The organism is Marinobacter sp. ELB17 (assembly GCF_000169375.1).
GTDB lineage: Bacteria > Pseudomonadota > Gammaproteobacteria > Pseudomonadales > Oleiphilaceae > Marinobacter.
In genome coordinates, this window is the sequence record NZ_AAXY01000003.1 from 183,154 (window position 1) to 206,486 (window position 23,333).

Consider the following 23,333-nt stretch of genomic DNA (forward strand, 5'->3'; position numbering starts at 1 on the left):
CCCGGAGCCTACTTCTGTTACTGAGCACCTCGCAAATGGCGAATTTGATGGAGAGGTAGTCGGCATTCGCGGTGGCGTTGTCGACGTTCTTTTTCCGCAAGACTCTCCGCGTATTCACGATTTGCTCTACGCCGGCAATCTGGCGCTGGAAGTCACGTCCCTTCTGGAAAGCGGCGCCGTGCGCTGTATGGCGCTGGCACCGGTACGCGGGTTGGGCCTGGGTGTTTCTGTGCGTGCTACCGGCGCACCCATTCAGGTCCCGGTTGGAAACGCTGTTCTGGGCCGCATGCTGAACGTTTTCGGCGAGCCTATTGATAACAAACCCGCCCCCGCTACCGACATTCGCCGCTCTATTCACCAGCCGCCACCGGCGCTGGAAGACCGAGTGGTGCACAGCGATATTCTGGAAACCGGCATCAAAGCCATTGATCTGCTGTCGCCTATCGAGCGCGGCGGCAAAACCGGGTTGTTTGGCGGCGCCGGTGTGGGCAAAACCGTGCTGATTACCGAGCTGATTAACAACACCGTGCAGGAATACGAGGGCGTCAGCCTGTTTTGCGGTATTGGCGAACGCTCCCGTGAAGCCGAAGAACTCTACCGGGAAATGGGCGACGCCGGCGTGCGCGACAAAACCGTGATGGTGTTCGGGCAGATGAATGAGGCTCCCGGTGTGCGCTTTCTGGTGGGCAAAACAGCGCTTACCATGGCCGAATATTTCCGTGACGATAAAAAGCAGGACGTTCTGCTGCTGATCGACAACATTTTTCGCTTTGTTCAGGCAGGCTCGGAAGTGTCCGGTTTGATGGGCCGTATGCCGTCACGGGTGGGCTACCAACCCACACTGGCCACCGAACTGGCCACCTTGGAGGAGCGCATCACCTCCACCCGCAACGGTTCCATCACCTCTATTCAGGCGGTATACGTGCCGGCGGATGACTTCACCGACCCTGCCGCTGCGCATATTTTTTCGCACTTGTCCGCTTCGGTGGTGCTGTCGCGCAAGCGCGCCAGCGAAGGCTTGTACCCGGCCGTCGACCCTCTTGCCTCGGCTTCTGTGATGCTGACGCCGGCGGTTGTCGGCCAGCGCCACTACGACATCGCCCGCGCGGTGCGGCGTACCCTGGCCGATTATGAGGACTTGCGAGACATTATTTCCATGCTGGGTATGGAAGAACTGTCGGCCGCCGATCGCGCCGTCGTGGCGCGGGCGCGACGTTTGGAGCGCTATCTGACCCAGCCGTTTTTCACTATTGGTTCGGTCGACGGCGACAACGGCAGGCGAGTGCCCATCAAAGACACGCTGAACGACTGCGAAACCATACTCAACCAGACTGAATTCAACGATAACGAAAGCGACTATTACATGATTGGCTCGCTGAAAGATTTGGCGTCATCGTCATGAGCCTGGCAAACGTGATGACGGTTACGCTAAGGCTACCTACCCGCACTCTGTTCGAAGGCCGCGCACAGCGGCTGTTTGCCACCGCCGTCAACGGTGCCTTTGGCATGCTGCCCAACCATACCGACTTTGTCACCGCGCTGGTGCCGTCGGTGCTGATTCTAACGGACGAAACCGGTGAAGAGCTGTTTTTTGGCATCGACGAGGGCCTGCTGGTGAAAACCGGCCATCAGGTAGACATCGCCATTCGCCGGGGTGTTCAGGGCGACAGTCTGGACACCCTGAACGACACCATACAAACGGCCTTTGTGGAGGTAGATGAAGAAGAGCGGGTAGCCCGGTCAGCGCTATCACGCCTCGAAGCCAACATTGTTCGACGCTTTGGCGACTTACGGAAACCCGCGCTATGAGCAGCCGCAAAGACCGTTCTGCCGACGATATCCGGCGCAGTACTGAACGACTTCAGCGCGCCCGCAAACAGCCCGGAGCCAGCCCATTAAGAGGCATCGGTGCCTTTGGCATGATTGGCTGGTCAGTAGCGGTACCTGCCGTTGCGGGGGCGTTTCTGGGGTTGTGGCTGAACAAGGTAGCGCCGCAGAATTTTTCCTGGCCCATCGCGCTGATTCTGGGGGGTATTGTGGTGGGCGCCATGATCGCCTGGAACTGGATTGATAAAGAAACCCAAAAAGCCGGCGGCGATAATAACCACACAGACGCCAACGAAGGAGACAAACATGACGGTTGACTGGTCAGCTGTATTGCTGGGATTGGCCGTAGGGGTGGCCGTCAGCAGCCTGTTTTTTGTCGGGCTGGCCTGGGGTATGAAACGCGCTCTGCGTTCGCGCCAGCCCGAAGCCCTGTTATTGCTCAGCGCAATCGTGCGCATCGCCATGCTGCTGGGCGTCGGTTTCTGGCTTGCCACCAGCAGTGCCACAGCCTGGCCCATGGCCGGTTTCGCCCTGGCATTTCTGTTAGTGCGTATGGTCGCGCTGCTTTGGGCCAGAAAACGCGACACCACATCTTTAACAGAACAAGAGGGCGCGTAATGCAGTTTTCACCGGACAACATCATTGTGCTCACCCTCGGTGGCTGGGGCTTGAACGCGACCATCGTAAATACCTGGATTGTGATGGTGTTGCTGGTGGGCATTTCCTGGTTTGTGACTCGCAACCTGCGCGCCGACGTGCCGCCCGACCGCCTGCGTACGGCACTGGAAGTGATCGTAAAACTGATTCAGGGCCAGATTGAGGAAGTCACCCAGAATTCAGCCCGTCACGTGATGTACTTCGCCGGCACTCTGTTTTTGTTTATTGCGTTGTCGAATCTGATGCTGGTGATTCCCGGCTTTTCGCCGCCTACCTCGTCTTTGTCGACCACCATGGCTCTGGCACTGTCGGTGCTGGTCGCCGTTCCGGTATTCAGCATTGCCAGCGGCGGCGTAAAAAGCTACCTGCGAACCTTTATTGAACCCTCGGTCATCATGCTGCCGTTCAACATTATCAGCGAATTTTCCCATGGTATCTCGCTGGCTATCCGCCTTTACGGAAACGTGATGAGCGGGGCTGTTATTGCCGCCATTCTACTGACCGTCGCACCGTTTTTCTTCCCGGTGCTGATGGACATGCTGGGCCTTCTCACCGGCATGATCCAAGCCTACATCTTTGCCATTCTAGCCACCGTCTATATTTCTTCTGCTACCGCAGGAAAAGAGCCACCAGCTTTAGATAGAGAGCCAACAGCGTTAAATAGAGAGCCCTTAGCTTTAAATAAAGTGCACACGACGTCACCCAACGAGGAACAATCATGACCGATCTTGCCATTATCGCTGCAATCTCTATTTTTACCGCCGGTTTCACCATAGCGATTGGCTGCATAGGGCCGTCCCTGGCTGAAGGGCGTGCGGCCGCGGCCGCTATTGCCGCCATTGCCCAGCAGCCAGACGCTGCGCCTACTCTGTCCCGTACCCTGTTCGTCAGCCTGGCGATGATTGAATCCACCGCCATTTACTGTTTTGTCGTGGCGATGATTCTTATCTTCGCCAACCCGTTTTGGGATGCGGCGGTACAGGCAGCGACGGTAACTGCCGGATAGCCTCCCATTTGGCTGATTCACCCAACAGGTCAACCATTATGTCCATTGACTGGATTACCGTTCTGGCACAACTCGCCAACTTTCTGGTGCTGGTGTGGCTGCTGAAACGCTTCTTGTACCGCCCTATTCTGGACGGTATTGACGCGCGCGAGGCTGAAATCACCAAAAGCATGGCCGCCGCCGGTGAAGCTCAGCAAAAAGCCCAAGCCGCACAAGCCGAGTTCCAGCAGCAGAAAAAACAGCTGATGTCTGACCAGGACGCCATGATTCAGAAAGCGCTGCGCGATACTGAAGGCCAGCGCGACAGCTTGCTGGCCGAAGCCCGCGCCCGGCTGGAGCAGGAACAACAAGACTGGCACAAGCACCTGGAACGGGAGCGGGCGAGATTTACCGCAAGACTGCAGCGGGCCGGACAGGAGACCCTGTTGGAACTCACCCGCAAGGCCCTTCGTGACCTGGCCGATGAAACCCTGGAACAGGCCATAGTGCGCCATGTAGGCAAGCGTCTGGAACCCTTGGTAGACGAATTAAAAAAAGCGGCAGCGGGCAGCACCCAAGCCATCGCAACCACCCGCAAGCCCTTGCCAGAAGCCGCGCAATCACAGCTGAAAACCGATCTCAACAAGCTGTTGCCAGCCATGGCACTGAGCCTTGAGACCGACGCAGACCAGGCGCCCGGACTGATTCTGCGAATAGGTGGCGCCCAGGTGGCGTGGACGGTTGACAGTTATACCGACGAATTTGATGCTCTGCTGAACCAACGCCTGACCGCCAGCGCTTCAGGCCGGGCGCAAGCTGAGGCTGAATGATTCACTATGAGCGATAGAGACAGCGGCAGCGGCAGCGGCAGCATTAGCAACATCAACAACAGCCCGGCGCAAATCCCTGCCAGCGCGCAGCCTCGGGTTCAGAACCAGAGCCAGGACCAGGATTTCGAACAGCAGTTCCAGCGCTGGCAGCAGGACCTGCTGGCTACACCGACACCCGCACCGGTGCTGACTGAGGTGGGTCGCGTTATTGAAGTGGGCGATGGCGTAGCCGTAGTGACGGGCCTGGCTCGCGCCCTGGCGGATGAGTTGCTGATATTTGCCTCCGGCGTACGCGGCATTGTGCTGGACCTTGAGCCCGGCAGGCTGGGCGTTATTCTGCTTGGCCCATCGGAACACATCCGCCTTGGCGAAGACGTGCGGCGCACCCGCAAGGTCATCAGCGTGCCCGTTGGCCCGGCCCTGTTGGGCCGCGTTGTGGATGCTGTCGGCCTTCCCCGCGACGGCCTTGGGGTCATCGCGGCAGTCGCCGAGCACCCGGTGGAAGCCGAGGCGCCTGGCGTTTTGAGCCGCTCGGCCATTTTCAAGCCGCTGGCGACCGGCATCAAAGCCATAGACGCCGCCGTGCCGGTGGGCTTGGGCCAGCGCGAACTGATCATCGGTGATCGCCAAACCGGAAAAACCTCCATCGCGGTGGACACCATGCTCAATCAGATACGGTCCGACGTGATTTGTATCTATTGCGCTATCGGCCAACGCGGCGATGCTGTGTCACGGGTTATCGGCGCGCTAAAAAAAGGCGACATGATGGCCCGCAGCATCGTAATGTCCGCCGGCGATGAGGAAACACCCGGCCTGGCTTACATCGCCCCCTATGCCGCGATGACCATGGCGGAGTATTTTTGCGATCAGGGCCGCGATGTATTGATCATATTTGATGATTTGACCCACCACGCACGCTCCTATCGCGAATTGTCGTTATTGCTGCGCCGGCCACCGGGGCGTGAGGCGTTCCCGGGGGACATCTTCTACGTTCACGCCCGCCTGCTGGAACGGGCCGGCCAGTTTACCGAAGAGGTAGGCGGTGGCTCTATTACCGCTCTGCCAGTGGTAGAAACCCAGGCTGAGAACCTGTCTGCGTATATTCCCACCAACCTGATTTCCATTACCGATGGCCAGATTTACCTGTCGCCACAGCTGGTGCAAAAGAACCAGTTCCCGGCGGTGCATCAGGGATTGTCGGTGTCCCGCGTGGGTAGCAAGGCTCAGAGCCGGGCCCTGCGCAAGGTTGCCGGCAACCTGCGGGTGACTCTGTCGCAATTTGAAGAACTGGAAGACTTTGCCCGCTTTGGTACGCGGCTGGATGACGCCACTCGCGCCCGCCTGAAGCGCGGTGCGGCGGTACGCAATTCCCTGCGCCAGGCCGAGCGCGACCCTATGCCGGCGGTTGAGCAACTCGCGGTGCTGATTGCGGCCATGGAAGGCTTACTTGACGGCCTGGAAGAGCAGCCACTGGTCGATGCCATGCAGCGCATACGCGTGCTGGCCAAGAAGCAGTTGCAGGAGATTGAACAACGCATAGCGGACGACAAAGAGTTACGGCCAGAAGACAGCGAGCGGGTGATCGTTATGGTTCGCTCGGCCCTGGAAGCTGATTTGGAGACTGATTTGGAGAACAGGAATGGCCCAATCTCTTGAAGCACTGGAGCGCCACAGCGACACGCTAACCAGCATCCGTAGCATTGTGCACACCATGAAAACCCTGTCGGCCATTAACGCCTCGCCCTACGAGCACGCCGCGCGTTCCATAGAGGCCTACCACCAGACTATTTTGCAGGGCTTTGCCGCATTTGCGTTCCGTACCGGTGGGCTCAGCCTGCAACAGGAGGCCAGCGCCAAGCAGCTGATCGTGGTGTTTGGCACAGACCACGGCCTTTGCGGCAACTACAACGAAAGCCTGGCGCAGCTGGTGAAGCAGCACCAGAACGCCCAAAGTGCCGGCAAGCCACGCCTGTTGTGCATTGGCGCGCAAATGCAGGATGCCCTCACCGATCAGGACTTGAAACCGGAAGCCACCTTACTACCGCCCGCCTCCGCCGACGGCATTGGCCGTCTGGCCGGCGACATTGTCAGCCGCATTGACGCTCTCAGCCGTGGCCAGTCCCTGTTTGGCGTCGGTGTTACCCTGGCGTTCACCCAGCGCGGTGAACACGGCACCCGCGAACCCGTCACCCGGCGCCTGCTGCCACTGGAACCGGCACTGTTGCAAAGCACCAAGCGCTGGAACTCCCGGGCGCTGCCGGATTACACCATGGCCGCTGATGCGCTGCTGTCGTCGCTGATTCGCAGCCACATCTTTGCCAGCGTATTTCGCGCCTCGGCCGAAGCCATGGTGACTGAAAACGCTGCGCGCCTGGCGCTGATGCAGCAGGCCGAGCAGTCGGTGGATGAGCGTATTGGCGTTGTAACGGGCGATTTGCGTTCTGTGCGCCAGACCGAAATCACCAACGAATTGATGGATGTGATTATTGGCTTTGAGGCGTTAAAAAAACGGCGGCGCCCAGCGGCATTTATGCCAACCAGAACGCCAGCCAAAGCACCAGCAAGAGCACCGTTATAACCGCTAGATTCCAGACACAGCTTTTGCATTGAGAAAGCGCCGAATCACCGGCAGTTGTTTAAGCATCGCTTTATCGACAATGCGCGGCAGTATCGCGTTAATCACCACAAACAATTTTTCGGGCCAGCCGAGAAACCGGCGGCGATCGCCGTTTTCCATCGCTTTCAGAATGGCTGTTGCCACTGCCTGGGGCGTGTCAACGCGGTTGCCAAGCGCACGATTCAACTCGTTCACGGCTTCCGCATTCATGTCGGTGGCAGTGGCCCTGGGCGCCACGTACACCACCTGCACAGCGGTATCCGCCAACTCCCTGCGCAGGGCTTCGGTAAACCCCCGCAGGCCAAACTTGGTGGCGCAATAGGCGGTATAGCCGGGGAAGCCTATGCTGCCAAAGGTCGACCCCACAAACACCAGCGCGCCGCTGCCCGCCTTCTCGAATCTGGGGGCAAAATGCCTGGCCACCAGCATGGCCGAGCGCAGGTTCACGTAAAGCTGGGCATCGAGCTCTTCAACCGACATCCTAGCCAGTCCGGCAAAACGATTCTGGCCGGCGCAATGGATCACGCCGTCGATCTCCGGGTAGGCCTCCGTCAGGCGCGCCAGCTGTTGGTCCAGATCAACGGCCGCCAGGTCCAGACACACCGGCGACACACCTTCCAGATGACCGATACGTTCCGGGTGGCGGGAGGCTACGATGACACGGCTGCCTGCCCGAACCAGCGGCTCCACCAGCGCCTTGCCAATACCCCCGGTTCCTCCCAATAGCAGAAAAACCCGATCATGCAGCTTCATGCTGTTTATCCTTGCGCGTGACCGGCAGCGGAATGCTGTGCAACATATCGCCGTAGAGCCGGTATACCACACGGGCAGAATCAATAATGGCCTGCTGATCGGTCGGGTCGGTAATGCCGTCCATCAGGTTGCGGAAAAACTCGAAGTGGTCTTGGTCGAGAGCGCCGTGGGAGTACAGATAACTGAACGCCTGATTCGGAAGCCCAAGGAGTTTCTGAATCTGCTCGGCCAGCGGCGTGGCCAGCTCTACGGAGGTGCCCTCAAGCACTTGAACCATGCCAAAGAACGCCGCCGGATTGCCCCGGTTAATCTGGTCGTACAGGTACGCCACCATAAGCTCTATGGACACATCCGGCTTGCCCGTGCGAATCGCTTCCTTGTCGGCGTTGCAGGCGTCCAGATCACTCAGAATCCACTCGTCGTGGCCGTACTCCTCGTCAATGTATTCAACCAGCGCCTTGCGAACGAACTCCATCCGCGAGGGCAGTTTTGCGCCACAAGCCATCATTAACGGCACCGTGTGCTTAACGTGGTGAAAGGCCTGGGTCAGAAACCAGGTATAGGACTCCAGGCTGAAACAGCCTTCGCCAATCGCTTTCACAACCGGCGCGCCGCTAACATGGGCCCGTGCTTGTGCTGTTTCCTGCTGCAATCTGTCAAAAAATGCCATGTGGAATTCTCCTGTTTGGTTGGCTAACGATGTCGACATGAATAAAGGAAAGGCTTTTGCCAACAGGGTCGGCAGATGGGCCTGAATGGTTAACCGCACCGGGCGGCCATTTGCAGTAATGTAACCTTCGGACTGGCTCAGGGGCTGGCGGTGGATATACACCGTGGCCAGGCGGGCGTAATCCGGCAGGCGTTGATTGAGTTGCCGCAATGCGCCGGCAAGGTCGTCTGGCGAGCGCCCGTCTGTCACTGTTATCATTGCCATTGGCTGCGGTTCACCGTCGCCGAACACCACCGCCTGGCCAATGCCCAGGCCCTGAACAAGTTCACTTTCCAGCCACTCCGGGCTGATATTGCGGCCAAAGCTGGTGATCAGCAGATTCTTCGAACGGCCATTAACCGATAAAAAGCCGCTTGGGTTGAGCACGCCCAGGTCGCCGGTATCCAGCCACTCGTCCTGCCCCGGCTCGTCACCCAGGTACCCCAAATGGGTGTTGCCGCGAACCAGAATGTGGCCGTCAGAATTCACCTTGATATCGATATGAGACAGGGGTTTACCCACGCTGCCCTCACACTCGGCAGCCGGCACGTTCAACGCCACCACAGAGCTGCACTCCGACAAGCCATAACCTTCGTACAGTGGCAGGCCAGCAGCGCGGCCACGGGCCAGCAGCTCGGCAGATACCCGGCCACCGCCAACGGCCATAAAGCGCAATGAGCGGCTGTTCAGCTGCCCCTGCTCGGCGGCACTGACCAGTGCCATCGCCAGCTCCGGCACCGAAATCAGCGATTGGGGTTGGTGTTGATTGATTCCCGCAACCAGCTTGCCCAGGTTCAAGCCGCTGCTGCCTGTCATGCCCAACTGCGCCAATGGCGCCACCATGACCGTAGCCCCCATAAGCAACGGCAGGTAAACGCCGGCAATATTCTCCAGAAGGGTCGCCAAGGGCAGAATGCACAAATGCGTTTGTAATTCGACGCCCGACAGCCGTTCTTTCAGGGCCAAAGTCGTTGCGGTCATCTGCGCCACCGACAAACACACACCTTTGGGGGTGCCGGTACTGCCGGAGGTGAAGGTGATTTTCGCCGTGTCTTTAGGTATCGGCGGCATATAAGCCATCTGCGGCACTGCTGCAAACGCCGGCAGCCTGCGCAGCCAGACGCCCTGGCCCAATGGCTCGCTACCACTTGCCTCTTCGCTGCACAGCAAGCCGTCCAGGCCCGCCCGTTCGATCAGGTGGGCGGTCTGGGATTCAGAAAAGAACACAGGTACTGGCACACAAACTACACCAGCCAACAGGCAGGCAAGGTCGGCCAGTACCCAGGCAATGGTGTTGTCGCCGCGCACACCGGCACGCTTTATACCCCGCACGCTCAGCTCTTCGGCCACCGCTTCTGCCGCCTGCATCATCCGCTTATAGCTGAAATCCGCTTCCGGCCCACGTAAGGCAATACGTGACGGGTGCGCCAGTGCCTGACGTTTGAGCAGTTCAGGCAAGGCGGCCATAAGCATCCTCCTGCTGCAAGTTGTCAGAACCGTCTGAGCTGCCAGACCCGTCTGAACCGATGTTGGATGACGCCGACTGAATCCGCCGTAGCAGCCCCCTCTGCTGCAAAGCGTGGAGGCTATCGGCCACTTTGATCGCCATCACGACGGGTTGATGATCGTAATAGCGCCCCCAACCAGCGCCACCATCGGGCAAACTCGCCGGGTTCGCATTGGCCAGCACCTGGGTGGCAATACCCATTCGGTGAAAACTGTTACGCAGCTGATCGGTGCCGGTACACACCACCCAGTCATAACCCGCGCCCTGCAGCCACACCGTCAATGAGGCAAACAAATGCCTGCTGACACCGGCTTCTACACCGGCCAAGTGTGCAATCTCTGCAATTTTGCTGCGCGCAATACCCGCCGACGGCATTACCGATTCGACCGGAACAGACAGGTAGTCTTCAAGAAACAGGCGTTCCCGGGCGGCACTACGAACGCCCACCGCGGCCAGAAGCGTACCCTGGGCCGAGGTCAACGCCAGCAATAGCGGTATCCGCAACGAAGGTTCGGCTCCATAGGCCTGCAAAAACCGCCGCCGAATAAATTGTGCAACCGTAGCCGCCAGAGCGGTATCGGGTGTAATCTCGTTCAACCAGCGCCCGGCACAACGAAGGGCCGGAACCAGCTCCGGCGAATCCGGTGGGCAGTGTATGGACATTGTAAGCGGGTCGCTCATATGTGCTCTCCAACAGCTTTTGGGCAGGGCGCCCGACATCGTGAGCCATCAGATTAACCAGCAAGCCTTAACCCAGCCTTAAGCTCTGGCAGCAGAATTCTTAAACCAGCCTTAAGGTTCTGACGATTTTTCCCAACACGGGCTCCGCTTGATGCGCATATTACTGGTAGAAGATGACCACCTTTTGGGCAGCACCCTGCTGGGCATGCTGAGGGCAGACCAGCACACCGTAGACTGGCTGAATGATGGCCAGCAGGCGCTGAATGCGCTGGTGGATGAGCATTTTGACCTGGCCATACTGGATTTGACCCTGCCCAGGGTAGACGGCCTCGATATCGTTCGACATACCCGGCAACAGGGCAATCAACTGCCCATTATCATTCTGACCGCCAGGGCTGAACTTGAGGAAAAACTGCAGGGCCTGGATGCAGGCGCAGACGATTACCTGACCAAACCCTTTGCCATGGCCGAACTCAAGGCCCGGATTCGGGCCGTTACCCGCCGCAGATCATCCACAAACGGGGATCAACTGATTGTGGGCCAGCTAACACTGGATCCGGCTTCAGCACAGCTAACCTGCGGCACAGGCACCGCAACTCTGCCGCGCAGCGAGTTTCAAATTCTTCAGTACATGATGCGTCACCCTGACCAGGTTGCCACCCGCAGGCGCCTGGAAGAGCAGCTCTATGGCTGGGAACCGGGCGCAGAGAGTAATGCTCTGGAAGTGCACATTCACCATCTGCGGCGTCGGGTAGGCAAGGCCACCATCAGAACGATCCGCGGCGTAGGGTATTTTCTGGACAGCCAAGCGGCCTCCGGAGTGCCGGAATGTCTCTGACTCGCACCCTCACTCTGCTGGTCACCTCAACGGTGCTGCTGATTGCCCTTATCGCCGCCGCCTGGAGTTATGTTGAAAGCAATCACGAGCTGGAAGAGCTGTTTGACGCCGAACTGGCGCAAAGTACGCGCATTGTGCAGGGGCTGGTTCGCCACCTGGCAGACACCCAGTCACTGGAGCAGTTACCGCAAACCCTGCGCGAAACGCTGACACTGTCTCTTGCTGAAGACATCGACCCGAAAGCAAATGGTGACGAAATTCTGCCCGGCAGTACAGGGCACAAATACGAGAAGAAACTGGCCTTTGAAGTCTGGACACCCGGCCGCGTACCCCTGTTGAATACGCTCAACGCCGATGATGCCGGGGGTTTGGCTCCGGGCTATTCATGGGCCGAAGCCCAGGGCTATCGTTGGCGGGTGTTCACACTTAAAGACGCGGCCACGGGCTTTTGGATCCGCACCGCCCAGCGCGAGGAAATTCGTGAGGAGCTGAGCCAGGAACTGGCCTTGGGTAACGTTCTGCCCCTAATCCTCGCGCTGCCGTTACTGCTGCTCGCTGCAAGCGCTGCCATTCAAATCGGTCTTCGCCCCTTGCTAAGGCTGGAGCGGCCGATACGCAATATGGCACCGGAACGTATCCATCCCCTTGATGACCGGCAGGCACCAAAGGAAGTAGCAGGCCTGGTGCAGGCCGTGAACAGCATGCTCAAGCGACTGAATCAGGCACTGGAACGGGAACGGCGCTTTTCAGCCGATGCCGCCCATGAACTACGAACACCGCTGGCAGCCTTGCGACTGAATCTTGAAAAAGCTTGTGATAGCAATCCGCAGCAGTTCAACACCCTGATCCAGTCCGTTGACCGCATGACACACCTGGTAGAGCAAATGCTGCTGCTGAACCGGGTCGACTCGGGCGCCGATTTTTCACCGCAACACCATAATCTGTCTGAGATACTCGAGCAGAGTATTGCCGATGTGGCACCGCTGGCACTGAAAAAGAACATCGAGCCGGTATTGCAGGACGATGCCGGCGAAGCCCTGATGTGTTGCCACAACGCCCTGGTCACCACCCTGATGCGATCCCTGCTGGCTAACGCGATTCAATACAGCCCGCAGCACACGGTGGTGGAAACCCGCCTGGTGCCCTCCGCCGACGGCTATCACGTTACTGTTTGCGATCAGGGCCCCGGCATTGCGGCTGCGGACCGGGAGCGGGCGCTTAGCCGCTTCGTGCGGCTTGACCAAAGGATTGGTGGCGGCGCGGGGTTGGGATTGGCCATTGCGCGGCGAATTGCGGAACTCCATGGCGGCCAACTGACCCTGAACACGCGACCCGACGGCCAGACCGGGCTCTGTGTCAGCCTTTGGCTGCCGGCGCGCACGGCGCTTTGCAACAATGCGGCAATGGTGAGCGGCAACGGTGAGCGTTAAGCTCAACCGGGCTTTAAGATTTCAACGCATTCAAGAGCGTTTCATCGTCCATCGGTTGTCCCCAGCGATTGCCGTGCATCAGCTCGGTCAGGGGCAGGCGCGAACGCCAGCCTTTTGCCTGAAGCTCGGGCTGGTCCAGAAACTCGCTGACGTAGCCAAGGCACAAATAAGCCAGCGGATACACGGTATCCGGCAGGTTCAAAATGCCTGCCAGTTTGGTTTGATCCACAATGCTCACCCAGCCTACACCTATGCCTTCTGCCCGCGCCGCCAGCCATAAGTTCTGTACCGCCAGGCAGGTGCTGAACAGATCCATCTCCACAATGGAACTGCGCCCCAGCACATGGGTGCCGCCACGGCTGCGATCACAGGTAATGCAGAGGTTCATGGGGCTTTCGATAATGCCCTGCAGTTTCAGGCTGCGATAAGTTTCCTGCCGCTCACCGCTGTAGTTGTTTGCCGCTTTGGCGTTTTCTTCGTGGTAGCTGGCCAACACCTGCTGGCGCACGTCCAGGCTGTCGATCAGGATAAAATCCCAGGGCTGCATAAACCCCACCGACGGCGCATGGTGCGCGGCTTTCAACAGCCGAGCCAATACGGGCCGGGGGATGGGGTCTGGCAAAAACTGGGAGCGCACGTCGCGGCGCTCAAAAATAGCGCGATACAGGCCCGCGCGTTCTTCGTCAGTGAAAGGACGATTAGAATCACTCATGGCTGCCTCATTGGCCTAGGCGTGGTTGTCACTGCCTCCAGCCCCAGCAAGTCGCGCAACCAGTGCGTATCAAGATGTTGCTCCACCTGATCCGCCAGCCGGTCAAGCTGGGCCAGGCGATGTTGCTGATAGTCTACCGCTGCGCCTGAGTGGTCCAGCCCGGCCCATTGCAGCAAGGCGTCACAAGCCCCAGGCTCATCAAAAATTCCGTGTACATAGGTACCCGCTACCTGACCGTCGGCACTGATAGCTCCTTCGTTTTTGCCGTTCATCCGGCCTAATGGGCGCGCCAGAGCCGCGCCTTCGCTCACACCGTTGTGCATTTCGTAACCGCTGAAACCCGCCTCTGTTTGGCCAGAATTCCGGGTTGGTAAAGTCAGTGTTCCGCAAACGTTTTTCAGCTGTTTACCGGCGACCATGGTGGTCGTCATATCCAGCAAGCCCAGGCCTTCGGTTGTGCCGCTGTTGCCTTCCAGCCCAGCCGGATCATCCACGCGCTCACCCAACATCTGAAAGCCACCGCAAATACCAAACACCTTGCCGCCGTAGCGCAGGTGTTTTTGGATAACCTGCGTCCAGCCCTGAGCGTGAAGAAAGGCCATATCGGTGCGGGTGCTTTTGCTGCCAGGCAGAATAATCAGGTCGGCCGCTGGAATGGGTTGGTCCGGGCCAATAAATTGCAGGTTTACACCGGGGTGCAGGCGCAGCGGGTCAAAATCGTTGTGGTTACTGATGCGCGGCAGCACCGGCACAATCACATTCAGCGCGCCGGCTTCGCTTGCGCCGCTGGTGCCAATGCTGTCTTCGGAGTCCACAATCAAGCCGTGAAGGTAGGGCAGTACGCCAATGACCGGTTTCCCAGTGCGTTCGGTCAGCCAGTCCAGGCCCGGTTCCAGCAGAGCAATATCGCCCCGAAAACGATTGATGATGAAGCCTTTTGTGCGGTTCTGTTCGCTGGCAGAAACCAACTCCAGGGTGCCTACCAGCTGGGCAAACACCCCGCCGCGTTCGATATCGCCTACCAACAGCACCGGGCAATCCGCCGCTTCGGCAAAGCCCATATTGGCGATGTCGTTGGCGCGCAGGTTGATTTCAGCGGGACTGCCAGCGCCTTCAGCGATGATCACGTCATAGCGCTCACTGAGCGCACGCCAGGCGTCCATGACCGCCACCATGGCCTCGGCTTTGTAGGCATGATAATCCAGCGCGTCCATATTACCGTGCACCTGGCCGCGCAGAATTACCTGGGCGCCGCAGTCGCTTTGTGGCTTCAATAACACCGGGTTCATATCACTGTGGTGTTCAAGGCCACACGCCAGCGCTTGCAGTGCTGTCGATCGGCCAATTTCGCCGCCGTCTATGGTCACCGCGCTGTTCAGGGCCATATTCTGCGGCTTGAACGGCGCCACCGACACACCCTGGCGCGCCAGCCAGCGGCACAGGGCCGCCACCACGGTGGTTTTGCCGGCGTCAGACGTGGTGCCCTGAATCATCAGTGTGACCATAATCTACAACTCAACGCCCTTTTGGGCTTTGATGCCCTGATCTTTGAATGCGTGCTTCACCACGCCCATCTCGGTAACGGTGTCTGCCAGGTCAATCAGTTCCTGCGGCGCATTGCGACCGGTAACCACCACGTGCTGCATCTCGGGCCGGCCTTGCAGATCGTCCAGTACCCGATCCAGGTCCAGATACTCGTACTTCAGCGCAATATTCAACTCATCCAACAGAATCATGTCGTAACTGTCGTTTTTCAGCATGGTGGCAACAATCTCCCAAGCGGCCGTGGCAGAGGCCACATCCTGTTCCCGGTTTTGGGTTTCCCAGGTGTAGCCCTGCCCCATCACGTGGTAATCCACATTAGGCAGATTGCGGAAAAAGGCTTCTTCGCCGGTGCTGAAGGCGCCTTTGATAAACTGCACCACGCCCACTTTCATGCCGTGGCCCAGGGCGCGGGCAACCATGCCGAAGCCGGAGCTACTTTTGCCTTTACCCGGGCCCGTCAGCACCAGCAAGACGCCTTGCTCTTTCTGGGCGCGGGCAATGCGTTCGTGCATCATTTTCTGCTTAGCCGCCATACGGCGGGCATGGCGTTCGGGGTCTTTGGCGCGATCACGCATGAGTGTTCTCCGTGTCGTTAGGAAATGTCAGTTTCTGGCCGCGGAAAATAGCGGCTACTAACGTGGGGTTCAGATAATCCGGGTCGTGCTTGAACACTCGCACCTTGCGCCCGACATTTCGATGCAGGCGCGCCAAGGCGGCTGTCACCAGGGATTTACCCTGCCCGGAGGCGGGTGCGGTCATCATTACTGCGGGTACGGTTATTGTCATTGATCAGCCAGATTCCAATGGTTCATTAGAAACTTACGGGTACAAAAACGGGTGCACCATCTGCTTCTACGGTGATTAATTTCTGGTTGTAGAGCCGTTCAAGCGCTGCCGGCTCCAACATATTTTTAGCGGGCCCCCAGCAGGCATCGCCGTTGGTGTAGAGCAAAAGTACGTGAGTGCACCAGCGCGCAGCCAAATTCAGATCGTGCAGGCACATGAACACGGTTTTGCCAGCACCCGCCTGATCGCGCAGCAGATTCATAACCTTCACCTGGTGGTGCAAGTCCAGGTGATTTGTGGGTTCGTCCAACAGCAAGATATCGGGGTTCTGGGTCATCAGGGTGGCGATAGCGACGCGCTGGCGTTCACCACCCGACAGGGTATTCAGCAGGCGATCTGACAGGTGGTTCACATCCAGCGTGGTCAAAGCCTGCTCCGCACGACGCTGATCTTCACCCTGCTCACTGTCCCAGGGCGATAACCAGGGGTGGCGGCCAATCAGAGCGGTTTCTAATACGGTCGCCGGAAAGCTGTCCTGGCGCTCTTGAAACACCAGGCCCAGTTGCTGGGCAATAACACGCCGTTTCAGTGCGGTGAGCGGCGCGCTGTTTAGTTGCACCTGGCCACTGCGAGCGGGCAGTAATCCGGCCAATGTGTGCAATAACGTGGTTTTACCGGCGCCGTTGGGGCCAAGCACGCCCCAGACCTGACCGGGCTCTATGCTCATGTTCAAGGCAAAACCATCGGGGCGGCCAGGTACGTTGATGACCAGATCACGGGTATTCAGCGTGCTCATCAGCGGCTCCGGTGCAGCAGGTATAGGAACGTGGGCACGCCCAGCAAGGCGGTAATCACCCCAACAGGCAGCTGTTCGGGCGCAATCATGGTGCGTGCAAGGGTGTCTGCCAATACCAGCAAGGTACCGCCAGCCAGTGCGCTGGCAGGAAGGATTATGCGCTGGTCGTTGCCCAGAATCAGTCGCAGCATGTGGGGCACAATCAAACCAACAAATCCGATACTGCCTGCGGTGGTTACCGCTGTTGCTGTCAACAAACTGGCCAGAACGTAAATTGTCCATTCCAGCGGTCGCACCGACACGCCCAGCGCCGCCGCCTGCATGGGGCCCCGTGCCAGCACGTTCAGGTTACGGGCCAAGGGCATAATCAACACCACCGCCACCGCCAGCACCACCACGGCTGGCCAGGGAGAGCGGGCGTAGGAAACATCACCCATCAGCCAATACAGCATGCCGGGCAGTTTGTAGGAAGGGGTAATGGCCAGCATGAGGGTAATCACCGCACCCCAGCCGGCCGCTACTACAACGCCGGTCAGCAACAGACGCGACGGTGTCCAGCTGCCAGTGCCGTGGGCAAGGCCAAACACCAGCACGGTTGCCAGCATGGCGCCGGCAAAGGCCGAGCCCGATATAATCAGCGTGCCCATTCCCATCAGCATGGCCAGTAATGCGCCTACCGCCGCGCCGCCTGAAAGCCCAAGCACGTAAGGATCTGCCAGAGGGTTGCGCAGCAACACTTGCATCAGGGCGCCCGCCACGGCCAACAGCCCACCCGTGCCAAACGCCGCAAGCGTGCGTGGCAGTCGCAAATCCAGCAACAGAGTTCGGTGCAGCGTGCTGCCTTCTCCCTGAATAACCTGCCATAAATCAGCAGGTGAAACAGTCACGCTACCCAGCGCCAGCGCCAAAGCCACAGATGCCAGGGCCAACAGGCCTAAGCTGAGCAAAGCGCGGGTCATCGGTTCAGAACCCGGGCTTTAGGGCCTTTTTTATAGTCGTTCACGGGCGTTTTCCAGTTTTTCACAGACTGTTTGTATGGCATCAAGCAGCCTCGGCGTGGGCCGGGAAATGGGCGAAGCCGGCACGAAAAGTAGATTATTTTTTTCCACTGCGGTCAGCCCCGCATACTTTTTCCATTCATCCAGCTGGTCGTCGCTGACGCCGTCAACGCTGCCGGTAAGAATGGCATCGGGGTCTGCCTGCAATACAACTTCCGCACTGATTCTAGGTATCAGCCGTTGCATATCGCCAAACACATTCACGCCACCGCACAACTGAAGCACTTTACCAATCAGGTGCTCGTTGTTAACCGTCATTAACGGTTTTTCCCACACTTGATAAAATATCGGTATGGGTTCAACGCTAACGTACCGCTCTGTTAAAGAGGCGATGCCAATACGGAAGCGCTCAGCTTCGGCAAAACCTTCCCGCTCAGTACCCGCAAGCGTGGCAAGCCGTTCGATAACGCTGGACACCCCCGCAAAGGTGCGGGGTTCTATAGCAAAAGTGGGTACGCCCAACTCATCAAGCAACTCGACCTGTGCTGGCGGATTACCCGTTACCCAGGTAACCACCAGATCAGGACCAAGGGCCATCAACGCTTCCATGTCAACACGGGTGTGGCTGCCGATCAAAGGGAGTTCAAGGGCAGCCGGGGGATAGTCACTGTAATTGACCACGGCCATTACTCTGTCACCGGCGCCAGCTGCAAACATCAGCTCTGTGGCGCCAGGCGACAAAGTGATGACGCGCTGGGCGGGGGCTGATAAACACAGCTCTTTCCCGGTGTCATCCATAGCGCAGCGCTGCATCTCACTCGCTGACGTCGGATACGCCAAGGTTGCTACTAGAAACCCTAAAGCAAACCTGAAATTCAACCAGTGAGAAACCACGTTTTACTCCAGTCTTTATGACTTACTGAATATCATAGCGAACGGACAGCATGGCTGTGCGGCCTGCGGAGATGTACTTCACACCGTCAAAACGCTCTGCTGTTGAATACTCTTTATCAAGCGCGTTAACCAGAGTCAGGCGGGTACTCCAGTTTGAAGAAAAGCTCCAACCTGCGCGGATGTCCAGTGTCCCAAAGCCCGCCAACTGTTCAGTGTTAGCTGCGTTGTCATAGCGATCTCCTTCGACAATCACCGATCCACCAAGCACAACGTTATTGATGGTTTTATCCAGATCAAATCGAGCCGTTTGCTTTGCGCGGCGTGCTAACTGGTTTTTGGTGTTACGGTCTTCAGGGTCCATGTAGGTTAGTGCAACCGCTGCCCGCCAGCCGTCGTGTTTGTAGCCACCCCCTAACTCTGCTCCGCGAATTCGTGCCTCGTCGACGTTAACGCGAGTATCAACGGTGCCAATCTGTCCAGAGCTAATCAGGTTCTCAATATTCATTTGATAAACAGCAAGGTCCCAAAACCATACCTGGTAGTTTCCGCTAACGCCCAGTTCATAGCTGTCTGATTTCTCGGGTTCCAGGTCAGGATTGCCCTGGTAGTTAAACGATAATGGCCAGTAGAGGTCATTGAACGTAGGCGCTCTGAACGCCGTACCGTAACTCGCGCGAACACGATGCGAACGATCAAAGCTGTAACCCAGAGCCAAACCACCCGTTTTGTTGGTACCGTAGGCTTCGTTGTCATCGCCGCGAAGGCTGAGCTGAGTATCAACCGGGCCAAAGTTCAGGCGCAACTGGCTGAATACCGCCGTATTGGTTCTACTGGTTTCTGAATAGTTCTGGGAGCTGCTGACCTCATCCTGTTGCCGCTCTGCACCCACAACCAGCTCATGGACATTGAACGAAAGGGTGTTTTCCCATCTAGCCTGGCGCAATCGCGTGTTATAAATGCTGTCGCCAAAGTTTGTGAACGACTCAGTTTCATCCCGTGATTCGGCAAACTGAATACCCATTCTCCAACTGTCAGTCAGTGGCGTCATCAACCCAAAACCGACAGTGCGGATTAGGTAGTCAATATTGCCACCTTCGTACTCGGTGTTGCCCTCAGACTGCAACAGCATGATGCTGGCTTCGCCGCCGTTATCGAGTGTGTGCACAACCCGGCCAAGACCGGCGGTATTGCGAAAGCCCTTATCTTCACCGTTCTCAATAATGGCCGTGCCGTCACTTTCTTTGTGCAAACCGCTCAAACTGAATGTCGTATTGCCAACGGAGCCAGAGCCTCCCGCGCTGACTTTTTGAGTGTCAAAGTTACCTGCACCAGCCTCAACCCAGCCCCGCTGACCCTGTTCCGGGTCCAACGAGAAAGCCTGAACCACACCACCCATGGCGTCTGCGCCGTAAAGCGAACTACGCGGGCCACGTACGACTTCCACGCGCTGAATAAGATCTGTCGGAACGTACTGCCAGGAGGCACCGCCACCCGTTGCAGAGTGCAGTTTTACGCCGTCAATCAGAAGAACGGTCCCGGCATTCTGTACACCGCGGATAAAAACGCTTGTTGATTTGCCAAAGGAGCCGTTACCAACAACGTTTATACCCGGCTGACCGCGCAGAAGATCGGCAAAATCAGCAGGCGCTTTTGAGCGAATCTCTTCTTCATCAATCACCGTGACGGAAGCCAAGCTTTCACCCACAGTTTTAGGGCCAAGCGTAGCGGTAACAACAATCGGATCGAGAGTCGCGCCGGTAGATTCTTGGGCAACCGCAATAGAAAGAGGACTTAATGCAAAAGGCACCAGCAGACTGCTGGTAACAAAGTGAAAAACGTTCATAAAATGCACTCAAAGCCACACCACGCGCACCCGCATGGCTGATTTTTTGGTGCTGTAAAGGGAAGCGAAAGCCGGCCGAAAACAAAGCGGGCGCCTTCCAAAAGGTGGGGAAATGCCGTGAAACAGGATCGGTGTTTACCCACCGCAACTGCCCTCCGCAGCGTTCGGTGTGTTAACAGGCCGGTCTCCGGACTTGTGAGCTGTATTACTGAACGGCGCAAGCCTTCCCATGCGTTTGCACAGTGGCACCTTTCTTAGCCGTTCACTCACTTACCGTTGCGGGGGCAGTGCCGGACTTTAACCGGCTTCCCGTTTCACTGTTGTCGCGATGATGATAACGCTCGAACAACACCTGAAAACGAAGGCAAGGCTAACAATGCGTTAATGTCTGGTCAATGATTAATCACAGACGGCGCCCGCCAATGCCTTGTCCAGGCGGCACCATTCGCTCTCGTCTGGCGCCAGGCCGAAGCGCACCATACCGGGTTGTTCGAATACTCTTACCAGCACGCCTTGCGCGGCAAGACAGTCCGCCAGCAAAGTCGGGGCTTCGGTGCGCACGGTATGGAACAAAGCGCTTCCACCCATCGGGTTCAGCCCGACTGAGTGCAATATGCCTCTTAGCCTTTGAGCGCTGCGCTGCAAGCGAGCACAGGCTTGTTGCTGCCAGTTTATATCCAGCAGTGCCTGCGCCATCACGTGGCGCGCGGGGCCATTCACCGCCCATGGCCCCAGCTTTTCCGTCAGCGCGCCCGCAAGATTCTTATCGGCAAGCACGAAGCCGGCGCGTATCCCGGCCAAGCCAAAGAACTTCCCCAGTGAGCGCAGAACAATCAGGCCCGGGCGGCCGCTCTGGCAGGCCAGGCTAAAAGCGGGCGTTGGGTCCATAAACGCTTCGTCCAGCACCAGCCAACCACCGCGTTTTTGCAAACGCCGGTGCCAACGCAATAACGTGGAAGGAGGAATGATTGCCCCCGTGGGGTTGTTAGGATTGATCCATACCAGCACGTCAAGCTGATCCAACCAGCGATCATCGCAACCCGAGGCACCGCCTTTGGTCTGCACAGGCTCAATTGGAACAACCTTGTGGCCAGCAGAGCGCCAATGGTGCCCATGCTCGCGATAACCAGGTACCGGTATGCCTACACGGCAGGGTTTGCGTAAGCTGGGCAGCGCCATAATGGCCGCTTGACTGCCGGCAACCGGCACACAACGAGCAGCCAAGGGTGTGCCTGACCAATGACGGATAATCTCTTCCAGGCCGTCGTCGTCTTCTGGCAGGCGCTGCCACACGTTCGCCGGCAACTGCGGCACCGGCCACCCCAACGGGTTGATGCCGGTCGATAAATCCAGCCACTGTTCGCGGGGAATACCCCAGCGCTTTACCGCGTTATTAAGCCGCCCGCCGTGCTGTAGCATCACAATCCCGCCACCACGGCAACAAGGCCGGTTATGGCGAATATAACAGCCAACCAAAGCCAGGTGCCGCGGCGTACCAGTGCAATAGCCGCCTGGATAGTGACTGCACTGGCCGGGTTAATACCGCCCAGTTGCGGGCGCTGCTTTACACCTTGCGGATAAGGCGACGGGCCACCGAGTTGAACATTTAGTGCACCCGCGCCTGCCGCCATCACCGGGCCAGCGTTGGGGCTGTCCCATTGGGACGCCTGCTGTCGCCAGCAGCGCCAAGCAAGCTTACGATTGCCTAACAGCGTATAAGTTAGCGCCGTAAGCCGCGCAGGCACCCAGCCCATTACGTCGTCCAGCCGCGCAGCCGCACGACCAAAATATAAAAACTGCGGGTTGCGATAACCCCACATGGCGTCCAACGTATTCACAGCACGATGCACAATCACACCAGGCATACCGCCCACTAAAAACCAGAACAGGCTGGAAAACACGGCATCCGCGCCATTTTCCAGCATGGACTCGGTGGCCGCAGCCGCTACGCCCTGCTCATCCAGCGCGCTGGCCCGGCGGCTGACAATGCGGCTAACCTGTTCCCTTGCCACATTTAGCTCGCCTCTTTGCAGCGGCTGGGCCACGGCCAGACCATGCTCTGCCAAGCCCCGGAGGGAAAGCGCGAAGTACAGTGCAGTAGCCTGGGCCAGCAGCAACCAAAAACCGCTGAGCACAGCAGACAACCAAATTGTTAAAAACAACAGGGGCAGCACCAGCGAACACAGGGCTAAAGTACCCAGAATAAGGCTACGCCAGGCATTTTGTGGCGCGTTATTAAGCAGGCGCTCCAAAACGCTGGCCAGAGTGCCAAAGCCCGCCAGTGGGTGCAATCGGCGGGGTTCACCCAATAATCGGTCAAGGGTGAGGCCAAGCAGGCAAACCAGAAAAGGCGCAAAAAAGGGAGAGAAAAAAGGGGCCATTACGACTTCAAAGTCACCGCCAAACCGGCGACGCTCATAACCACCGTATCGCAACGCTCGGCCAAGGCCTGATTCAACCAGCCCAGTTCGTCGCCAAAGCGTCGGGCAAGGGGGTCCATGCCAATAATACCCAGCCCCACTTCGTTGCTGACAATAATCAGCTTACCCGGGTACTGGGCCAGCTGTGTTAAAAACTCTTCCCGCTCCCACGCAAAAACGGTCTCGCCGGCGTGCAGCAGATTACTCACCCAAAGGCTCATGCAATCTACCAGAATGCACGGCGCTTTTTGGCTTGCGCTGGCATGGAGGGCAAGCACTGAGGCCAGAGCCAAGGGCTCTTCACTTAAGCCCCAGTTAACAGAACGTTGCCGCTGATGGCGGTCAATGCGCCTGCGCATTTCATCGTCGCCGGCCGTTGCGGTGGCGAGGTACACCACCTCGCCGTCAGTGTTGCGGGCAAGGCGCTCCGCCAACGCGGTTTTACCGGAGCGAATGCCGCCAATAACCAGAGTGTGCATGTTGGTTTCAGTCCTCGGGGTGGAAA

Annotated in this window: 23 protein-coding genes, 2 pseudogenes and 1 riboswitch; of the genes and pseudogenes, 11 read left to right on the plus strand and 14 right to left on the minus strand. The window is 58.1% G+C overall.

The window, feature by feature from the left end; all coding sequences use genetic code 11:
• Positions 1-35 precede the first annotated feature (35 nt).
• The 9 genes and pseudogenes from atpD (at position 36) to MELB17_RS05505 (ending at position 6,877) form a co-directional block, all read left to right on the plus strand.
• Positions 36-1,402: pseudogene (gene atpD / locus MELB17_RS05465) on the plus strand (F0F1 ATP synthase subunit beta).
• On the plus strand, positions 1,399-1,809 hold the full coding sequence (locus MELB17_RS05470) for an ATPase (RefSeq protein WP_007349148.1): 411 nt from the start codon (positions 1,399-1,401) through the stop codon (positions 1,807-1,809). Before atpD ends, MELB17_RS05470 begins: the two are co-directional and overlap by 4 nt.
• The gene (locus MELB17_RS05475; RefSeq protein WP_007349149.1) at positions 1,806-2,144 is read left to right on the plus strand and encodes an AtpZ/AtpI family protein; all 339 of its coding nucleotides are present in this window, start codon (positions 1,806-1,808) and stop codon (positions 2,142-2,144) included. The genes MELB17_RS05470 and MELB17_RS05475 overlap by 4 nt, the downstream gene beginning before the upstream one ends.
• Positions 2,134-2,445, plus strand: coding sequence for an ATP synthase subunit I (locus MELB17_RS05480; protein ID WP_007349150.1), 312 nt, complete (start codon positions 2,134-2,136; stop codon positions 2,443-2,445). Before MELB17_RS05475 ends, MELB17_RS05480 begins: the two co-directional genes overlap by 11 nt.
• The gene (locus MELB17_RS05485; RefSeq protein ID WP_007349151.1) at positions 2,445-3,206 is read left to right on the plus strand and encodes a F0F1 ATP synthase subunit A; all 762 of its coding nucleotides are present in this window, start codon (positions 2,445-2,447) and stop codon (positions 3,204-3,206) included. The genes MELB17_RS05480 and MELB17_RS05485 overlap by 1 nt, the downstream gene beginning before the upstream one ends.
• Complete coding sequence (locus MELB17_RS05490) at positions 3,203-3,490, plus strand: F0F1 ATP synthase subunit C (protein WP_007349152.1); 288 nt, start codon at positions 3,203-3,205, stop codon at positions 3,488-3,490. Before MELB17_RS05485 ends, MELB17_RS05490 begins: the two co-directional genes overlap by 4 nt.
• Positions 3,491-3,528: 38 nt before the next feature.
• Positions 3,529-4,299 carry an ATP synthase subunit B gene (locus tag MELB17_RS05495; protein ID WP_007349153.1) on the plus strand — a complete coding sequence of 257 codons (771 nt, stop codon included), beginning with the start codon at positions 3,529-3,531 and terminating at the stop codon, positions 4,297-4,299.
• A 6-nt stretch (positions 4,300-4,305) separates the two neighbouring features.
• Positions 4,306-5,955, plus strand: coding sequence for a F0F1 ATP synthase subunit alpha (locus MELB17_RS05500; RefSeq protein ID WP_007349154.1), 1,650 nt, complete (start codon positions 4,306-4,308; stop codon positions 5,953-5,955).
• Positions 5,939-6,877: a F0F1 ATP synthase subunit gamma gene (locus tag MELB17_RS05505; RefSeq protein WP_007349155.1), complete on the plus strand. Its 939-nt coding sequence runs from the start codon at positions 5,939-5,941 to the stop codon at positions 6,875-6,877. Before MELB17_RS05500 ends, MELB17_RS05505 begins: the two co-directional genes overlap by 17 nt.
• A gap of 3 nt (positions 6,878-6,880) precedes the next feature.
• On the opposite strand, the gene MELB17_RS05510 is transcribed toward MELB17_RS05505, so the two are convergent.
• The 3 genes from MELB17_RS05510 to MELB17_RS05520 are packed head-to-tail and all read right to left on the minus strand — an operon-like array spanning position 6,881 to position 10,566.
• Positions 6,881-7,669: an SDR family oxidoreductase gene (locus MELB17_RS05510; RefSeq protein WP_007349156.1), complete on the minus strand. Its 789-nt coding sequence runs from the start codon at positions 7,667-7,669 to the stop codon at positions 6,881-6,883.
• Positions 7,656-9,845, minus strand: coding sequence for an AMP-binding protein (locus tag MELB17_RS05515; RefSeq protein ID WP_007349157.1), 2,190 nt, complete (start codon positions 9,843-9,845; stop codon positions 7,656-7,658). The genes MELB17_RS05510 and MELB17_RS05515 overlap by 14 nt, the downstream gene beginning before the upstream one ends.
• On the minus strand, positions 9,829-10,566 hold the full coding sequence (locus MELB17_RS05520) for a thermostable hemolysin (protein WP_007349158.1): 738 nt from the start codon (positions 10,564-10,566) through the stop codon (positions 9,829-9,831). The genes MELB17_RS05515 and MELB17_RS05520 overlap by 17 nt, the downstream gene beginning before the upstream one ends.
• A gap of 151 nt (positions 10,567-10,717) precedes the next feature.
• On the opposite strand from MELB17_RS05520, the gene MELB17_RS05525 reads away from it, so the two are divergent.
• Entirely contained in the window at positions 10,718-11,404 is a 687-nt protein-coding gene (locus MELB17_RS05525; RefSeq protein ID WP_007349159.1) for a response regulator transcription factor, read from the plus strand.
• The gene (locus MELB17_RS05530; protein ID WP_007349160.1) at positions 11,395-12,834 is read left to right on the plus strand and encodes an ATP-binding protein; all 1,440 of its coding nucleotides are present in this window, start codon (positions 11,395-11,397) and stop codon (positions 12,832-12,834) included. The genes MELB17_RS05525 and MELB17_RS05530 overlap by 10 nt, the downstream gene beginning before the upstream one ends.
• A 13-nt stretch (positions 12,835-12,847) precedes the next feature.
• Here the strand turns inward: MELB17_RS05530 and bluB are convergent, their stop codons facing one another.
• The 11 genes and pseudogenes from bluB to cobU form a co-directional block, all read right to left on the minus strand.
• Positions 12,848-13,546, minus strand: a complete 699-nt coding sequence (bluB, locus tag MELB17_RS05535; protein WP_007349161.1) for a 5,6-dimethylbenzimidazole synthase — start codon at positions 13,544-13,546, stop codon at positions 12,848-12,850.
• Entirely contained in the window at positions 13,543-15,051 is a 1,509-nt protein-coding gene (locus MELB17_RS05540; protein WP_007349162.1) for a cobyric acid synthase, read from the minus strand. The genes bluB and MELB17_RS05540 overlap by 4 nt, the downstream gene beginning before the upstream one ends.
• 3 nt (positions 15,052-15,054) lie before the next feature.
• Complete coding sequence (cobO, locus tag MELB17_RS05545) at positions 15,055-15,666, minus strand: cob(I)yrinic acid a,c-diamide adenosyltransferase (protein WP_007349163.1); 612 nt, start codon at positions 15,664-15,666, stop codon at positions 15,055-15,057.
• A 55-nt stretch (positions 15,667-15,721) separates the two neighbouring features.
• Positions 15,722-15,877 (minus strand): annotated as a pseudogene (locus MELB17_RS05550) (cobyrinate a,c-diamide synthase); the annotation flags it as partial.
• A gap of 25 nt (positions 15,878-15,902) precedes the next feature.
• Positions 15,903-16,673: an ABC transporter ATP-binding protein gene (locus MELB17_RS05555; protein WP_007349165.1), complete on the minus strand. Its 771-nt coding sequence runs from the start codon at positions 16,671-16,673 to the stop codon at positions 15,903-15,905.
• Positions 16,673-17,632: a FecCD family ABC transporter permease gene (locus MELB17_RS05560; RefSeq protein ID WP_007349166.1), complete on the minus strand. Its 960-nt coding sequence runs from the start codon at positions 17,630-17,632 to the stop codon at positions 16,673-16,675. Before MELB17_RS05560 ends, MELB17_RS05555 begins: the two co-directional genes overlap by 1 nt.
• Before the next feature lie 30 nt (positions 17,633-17,662).
• Positions 17,663-18,565 carry a cobalamin-binding protein gene (locus tag MELB17_RS05565; protein WP_050774903.1) on the minus strand — a complete coding sequence of 301 codons (903 nt, stop codon included), beginning with the start codon at positions 18,563-18,565 and terminating at the stop codon, positions 17,663-17,665.
• A 22-nt stretch (positions 18,566-18,587) separates the two neighbouring features.
• Positions 18,588-20,408: a TonB-dependent receptor domain-containing protein gene (locus tag MELB17_RS05570; RefSeq protein WP_007349168.1), complete on the minus strand. Its 1,821-nt coding sequence runs from the start codon at positions 20,406-20,408 to the stop codon at positions 18,588-18,590.
• 160 nt (positions 20,409-20,568) lie between these two features.
• A riboswitch (cobalamin riboswitch) is annotated at positions 20,569-20,779 on the minus strand.
• Between the two features lie 28 nt (positions 20,780-20,807).
• Positions 20,808-21,827, minus strand: a complete 1,020-nt coding sequence (cobD, locus tag MELB17_RS05575) for a threonine-phosphate decarboxylase CobD (protein WP_007349169.1) — start codon at positions 21,825-21,827, stop codon at positions 20,808-20,810.
• On the minus strand, positions 21,827-22,789 hold the full coding sequence (gene cbiB / locus MELB17_RS05580; protein WP_007349170.1) for an adenosylcobinamide-phosphate synthase CbiB: 963 nt from the start codon (positions 22,787-22,789) through the stop codon (positions 21,827-21,829). Before cbiB ends, cobD begins: the two co-directional genes overlap by 1 nt.
• Positions 22,789-23,307 (minus strand): bifunctional adenosylcobinamide kinase/adenosylcobinamide-phosphate guanylyltransferase, encoded by a 519-nt coding sequence (gene cobU, locus MELB17_RS05585; protein ID WP_007349171.1) that lies wholly within the window; start codon positions 23,305-23,307, stop codon positions 22,789-22,791. The genes cbiB and cobU overlap by 1 nt, the downstream gene beginning before the upstream one ends.
• Positions 23,308-23,333 lie beyond the last annotated feature (26 nt).

Excerpts from the sequence above, each read along its gene's own strand:
- MELB17_RS05530 (WP_007349160.1), top strand. The coding sequence starts at position 11,395 with ATGTCTCTGACTCGCACCCTCACTCTGCTGGTCACCTCAACGGTGCTG.
- MELB17_RS05540 (WP_007349162.1), bottom strand. The coding sequence starts at position 15,051 with ATGGTCACACTGATGATTCAGGGCACCACGTCTGACGCCGGCAAAACC.
- MELB17_RS05490 (WP_007349152.1), top strand. The coding sequence starts at position 3,203 with ATGACCGATCTTGCCATTATCGCTGCAATCTCTATTTTTACCGCCGGT.
- MELB17_RS05495 (WP_007349153.1), top strand. The coding sequence starts at position 3,529 with ATGTCCATTGACTGGATTACCGTTCTGGCACAACTCGCCAACTTTCTG.
- MELB17_RS05505 (WP_007349155.1), top strand. The coding sequence starts at position 5,939 with ATGGCCCAATCTCTTGAAGCACTGGAGCGCCACAGCGACACGCTAACC.
- MELB17_RS05480 (WP_007349150.1), top strand. The coding sequence starts at position 2,134 with ATGACGGTTGACTGGTCAGCTGTATTGCTGGGATTGGCCGTAGGGGTG.
- MELB17_RS05515 (WP_007349157.1), bottom strand. The coding sequence starts at position 9,845 with ATGGCCGCCTTGCCTGAACTGCTCAAACGTCAGGCACTGGCGCACCCG.
- MELB17_RS05470 (WP_007349148.1), top strand. The coding sequence starts at position 1,399 with ATGAGCCTGGCAAACGTGATGACGGTTACGCTAAGGCTACCTACCCGC.
- cbiB (WP_007349170.1), bottom strand. The coding sequence starts at position 22,789 with ATGGCCCCTTTTTTCTCTCCCTTTTTTGCGCCTTTTCTGGTTTGCCTG.
- cobO (WP_007349163.1), bottom strand. The coding sequence starts at position 15,666 with ATGCGTGATCGCGCCAAAGACCCCGAACGCCATGCCCGCCGTATGGCG.
- MELB17_RS05570 (WP_007349168.1), bottom strand. The coding sequence starts at position 20,408 with ATGAACGTTTTTCACTTTGTTACCAGCAGTCTGCTGGTGCCTTTTGCA.
- MELB17_RS05475 (WP_007349149.1), top strand. The coding sequence starts at position 1,806 with ATGAGCAGCCGCAAAGACCGTTCTGCCGACGATATCCGGCGCAGTACT.
- bluB (WP_007349161.1), bottom strand. The coding sequence starts at position 13,546 with ATGAGTGATTCTAATCGTCCTTTCACTGACGAAGAACGCGCGGGCCTG.
- cobU (WP_007349171.1), bottom strand. The coding sequence starts at position 23,307 with ATGCACACTCTGGTTATTGGCGGCATTCGCTCCGGTAAAACCGCGTTG.
- cobD (WP_007349169.1), bottom strand. The coding sequence starts at position 21,827 with ATGCTACAGCACGGCGGGCGGCTTAATAACGCGGTAAAGCGCTGGGGT.
- MELB17_RS05500 (WP_007349154.1), top strand. The coding sequence starts at position 4,306 with ATGAGCGATAGAGACAGCGGCAGCGGCAGCGGCAGCATTAGCAACATC.
- MELB17_RS05485 (WP_007349151.1), top strand. The coding sequence starts at position 2,445 with ATGCAGTTTTCACCGGACAACATCATTGTGCTCACCCTCGGTGGCTGG.
- MELB17_RS05560 (WP_007349166.1), bottom strand. The coding sequence starts at position 17,632 with ATGACCCGCGCTTTGCTCAGCTTAGGCCTGTTGGCCCTGGCATCTGTG.
- MELB17_RS05555 (WP_007349165.1), bottom strand. The coding sequence starts at position 16,673 with ATGAGCACGCTGAATACCCGTGATCTGGTCATCAACGTACCTGGCCGC.
- MELB17_RS05510 (WP_007349156.1), bottom strand. The coding sequence starts at position 7,669 with ATGAAGCTGCATGATCGGGTTTTTCTGCTATTGGGAGGAACCGGGGGT.
- MELB17_RS05520 (WP_007349158.1), bottom strand. The coding sequence starts at position 10,566 with ATGAGCGACCCGCTTACAATGTCCATACACTGCCCACCGGATTCGCCG.
- MELB17_RS05525 (WP_007349159.1), top strand. The coding sequence starts at position 10,718 with ATGCGCATATTACTGGTAGAAGATGACCACCTTTTGGGCAGCACCCTG.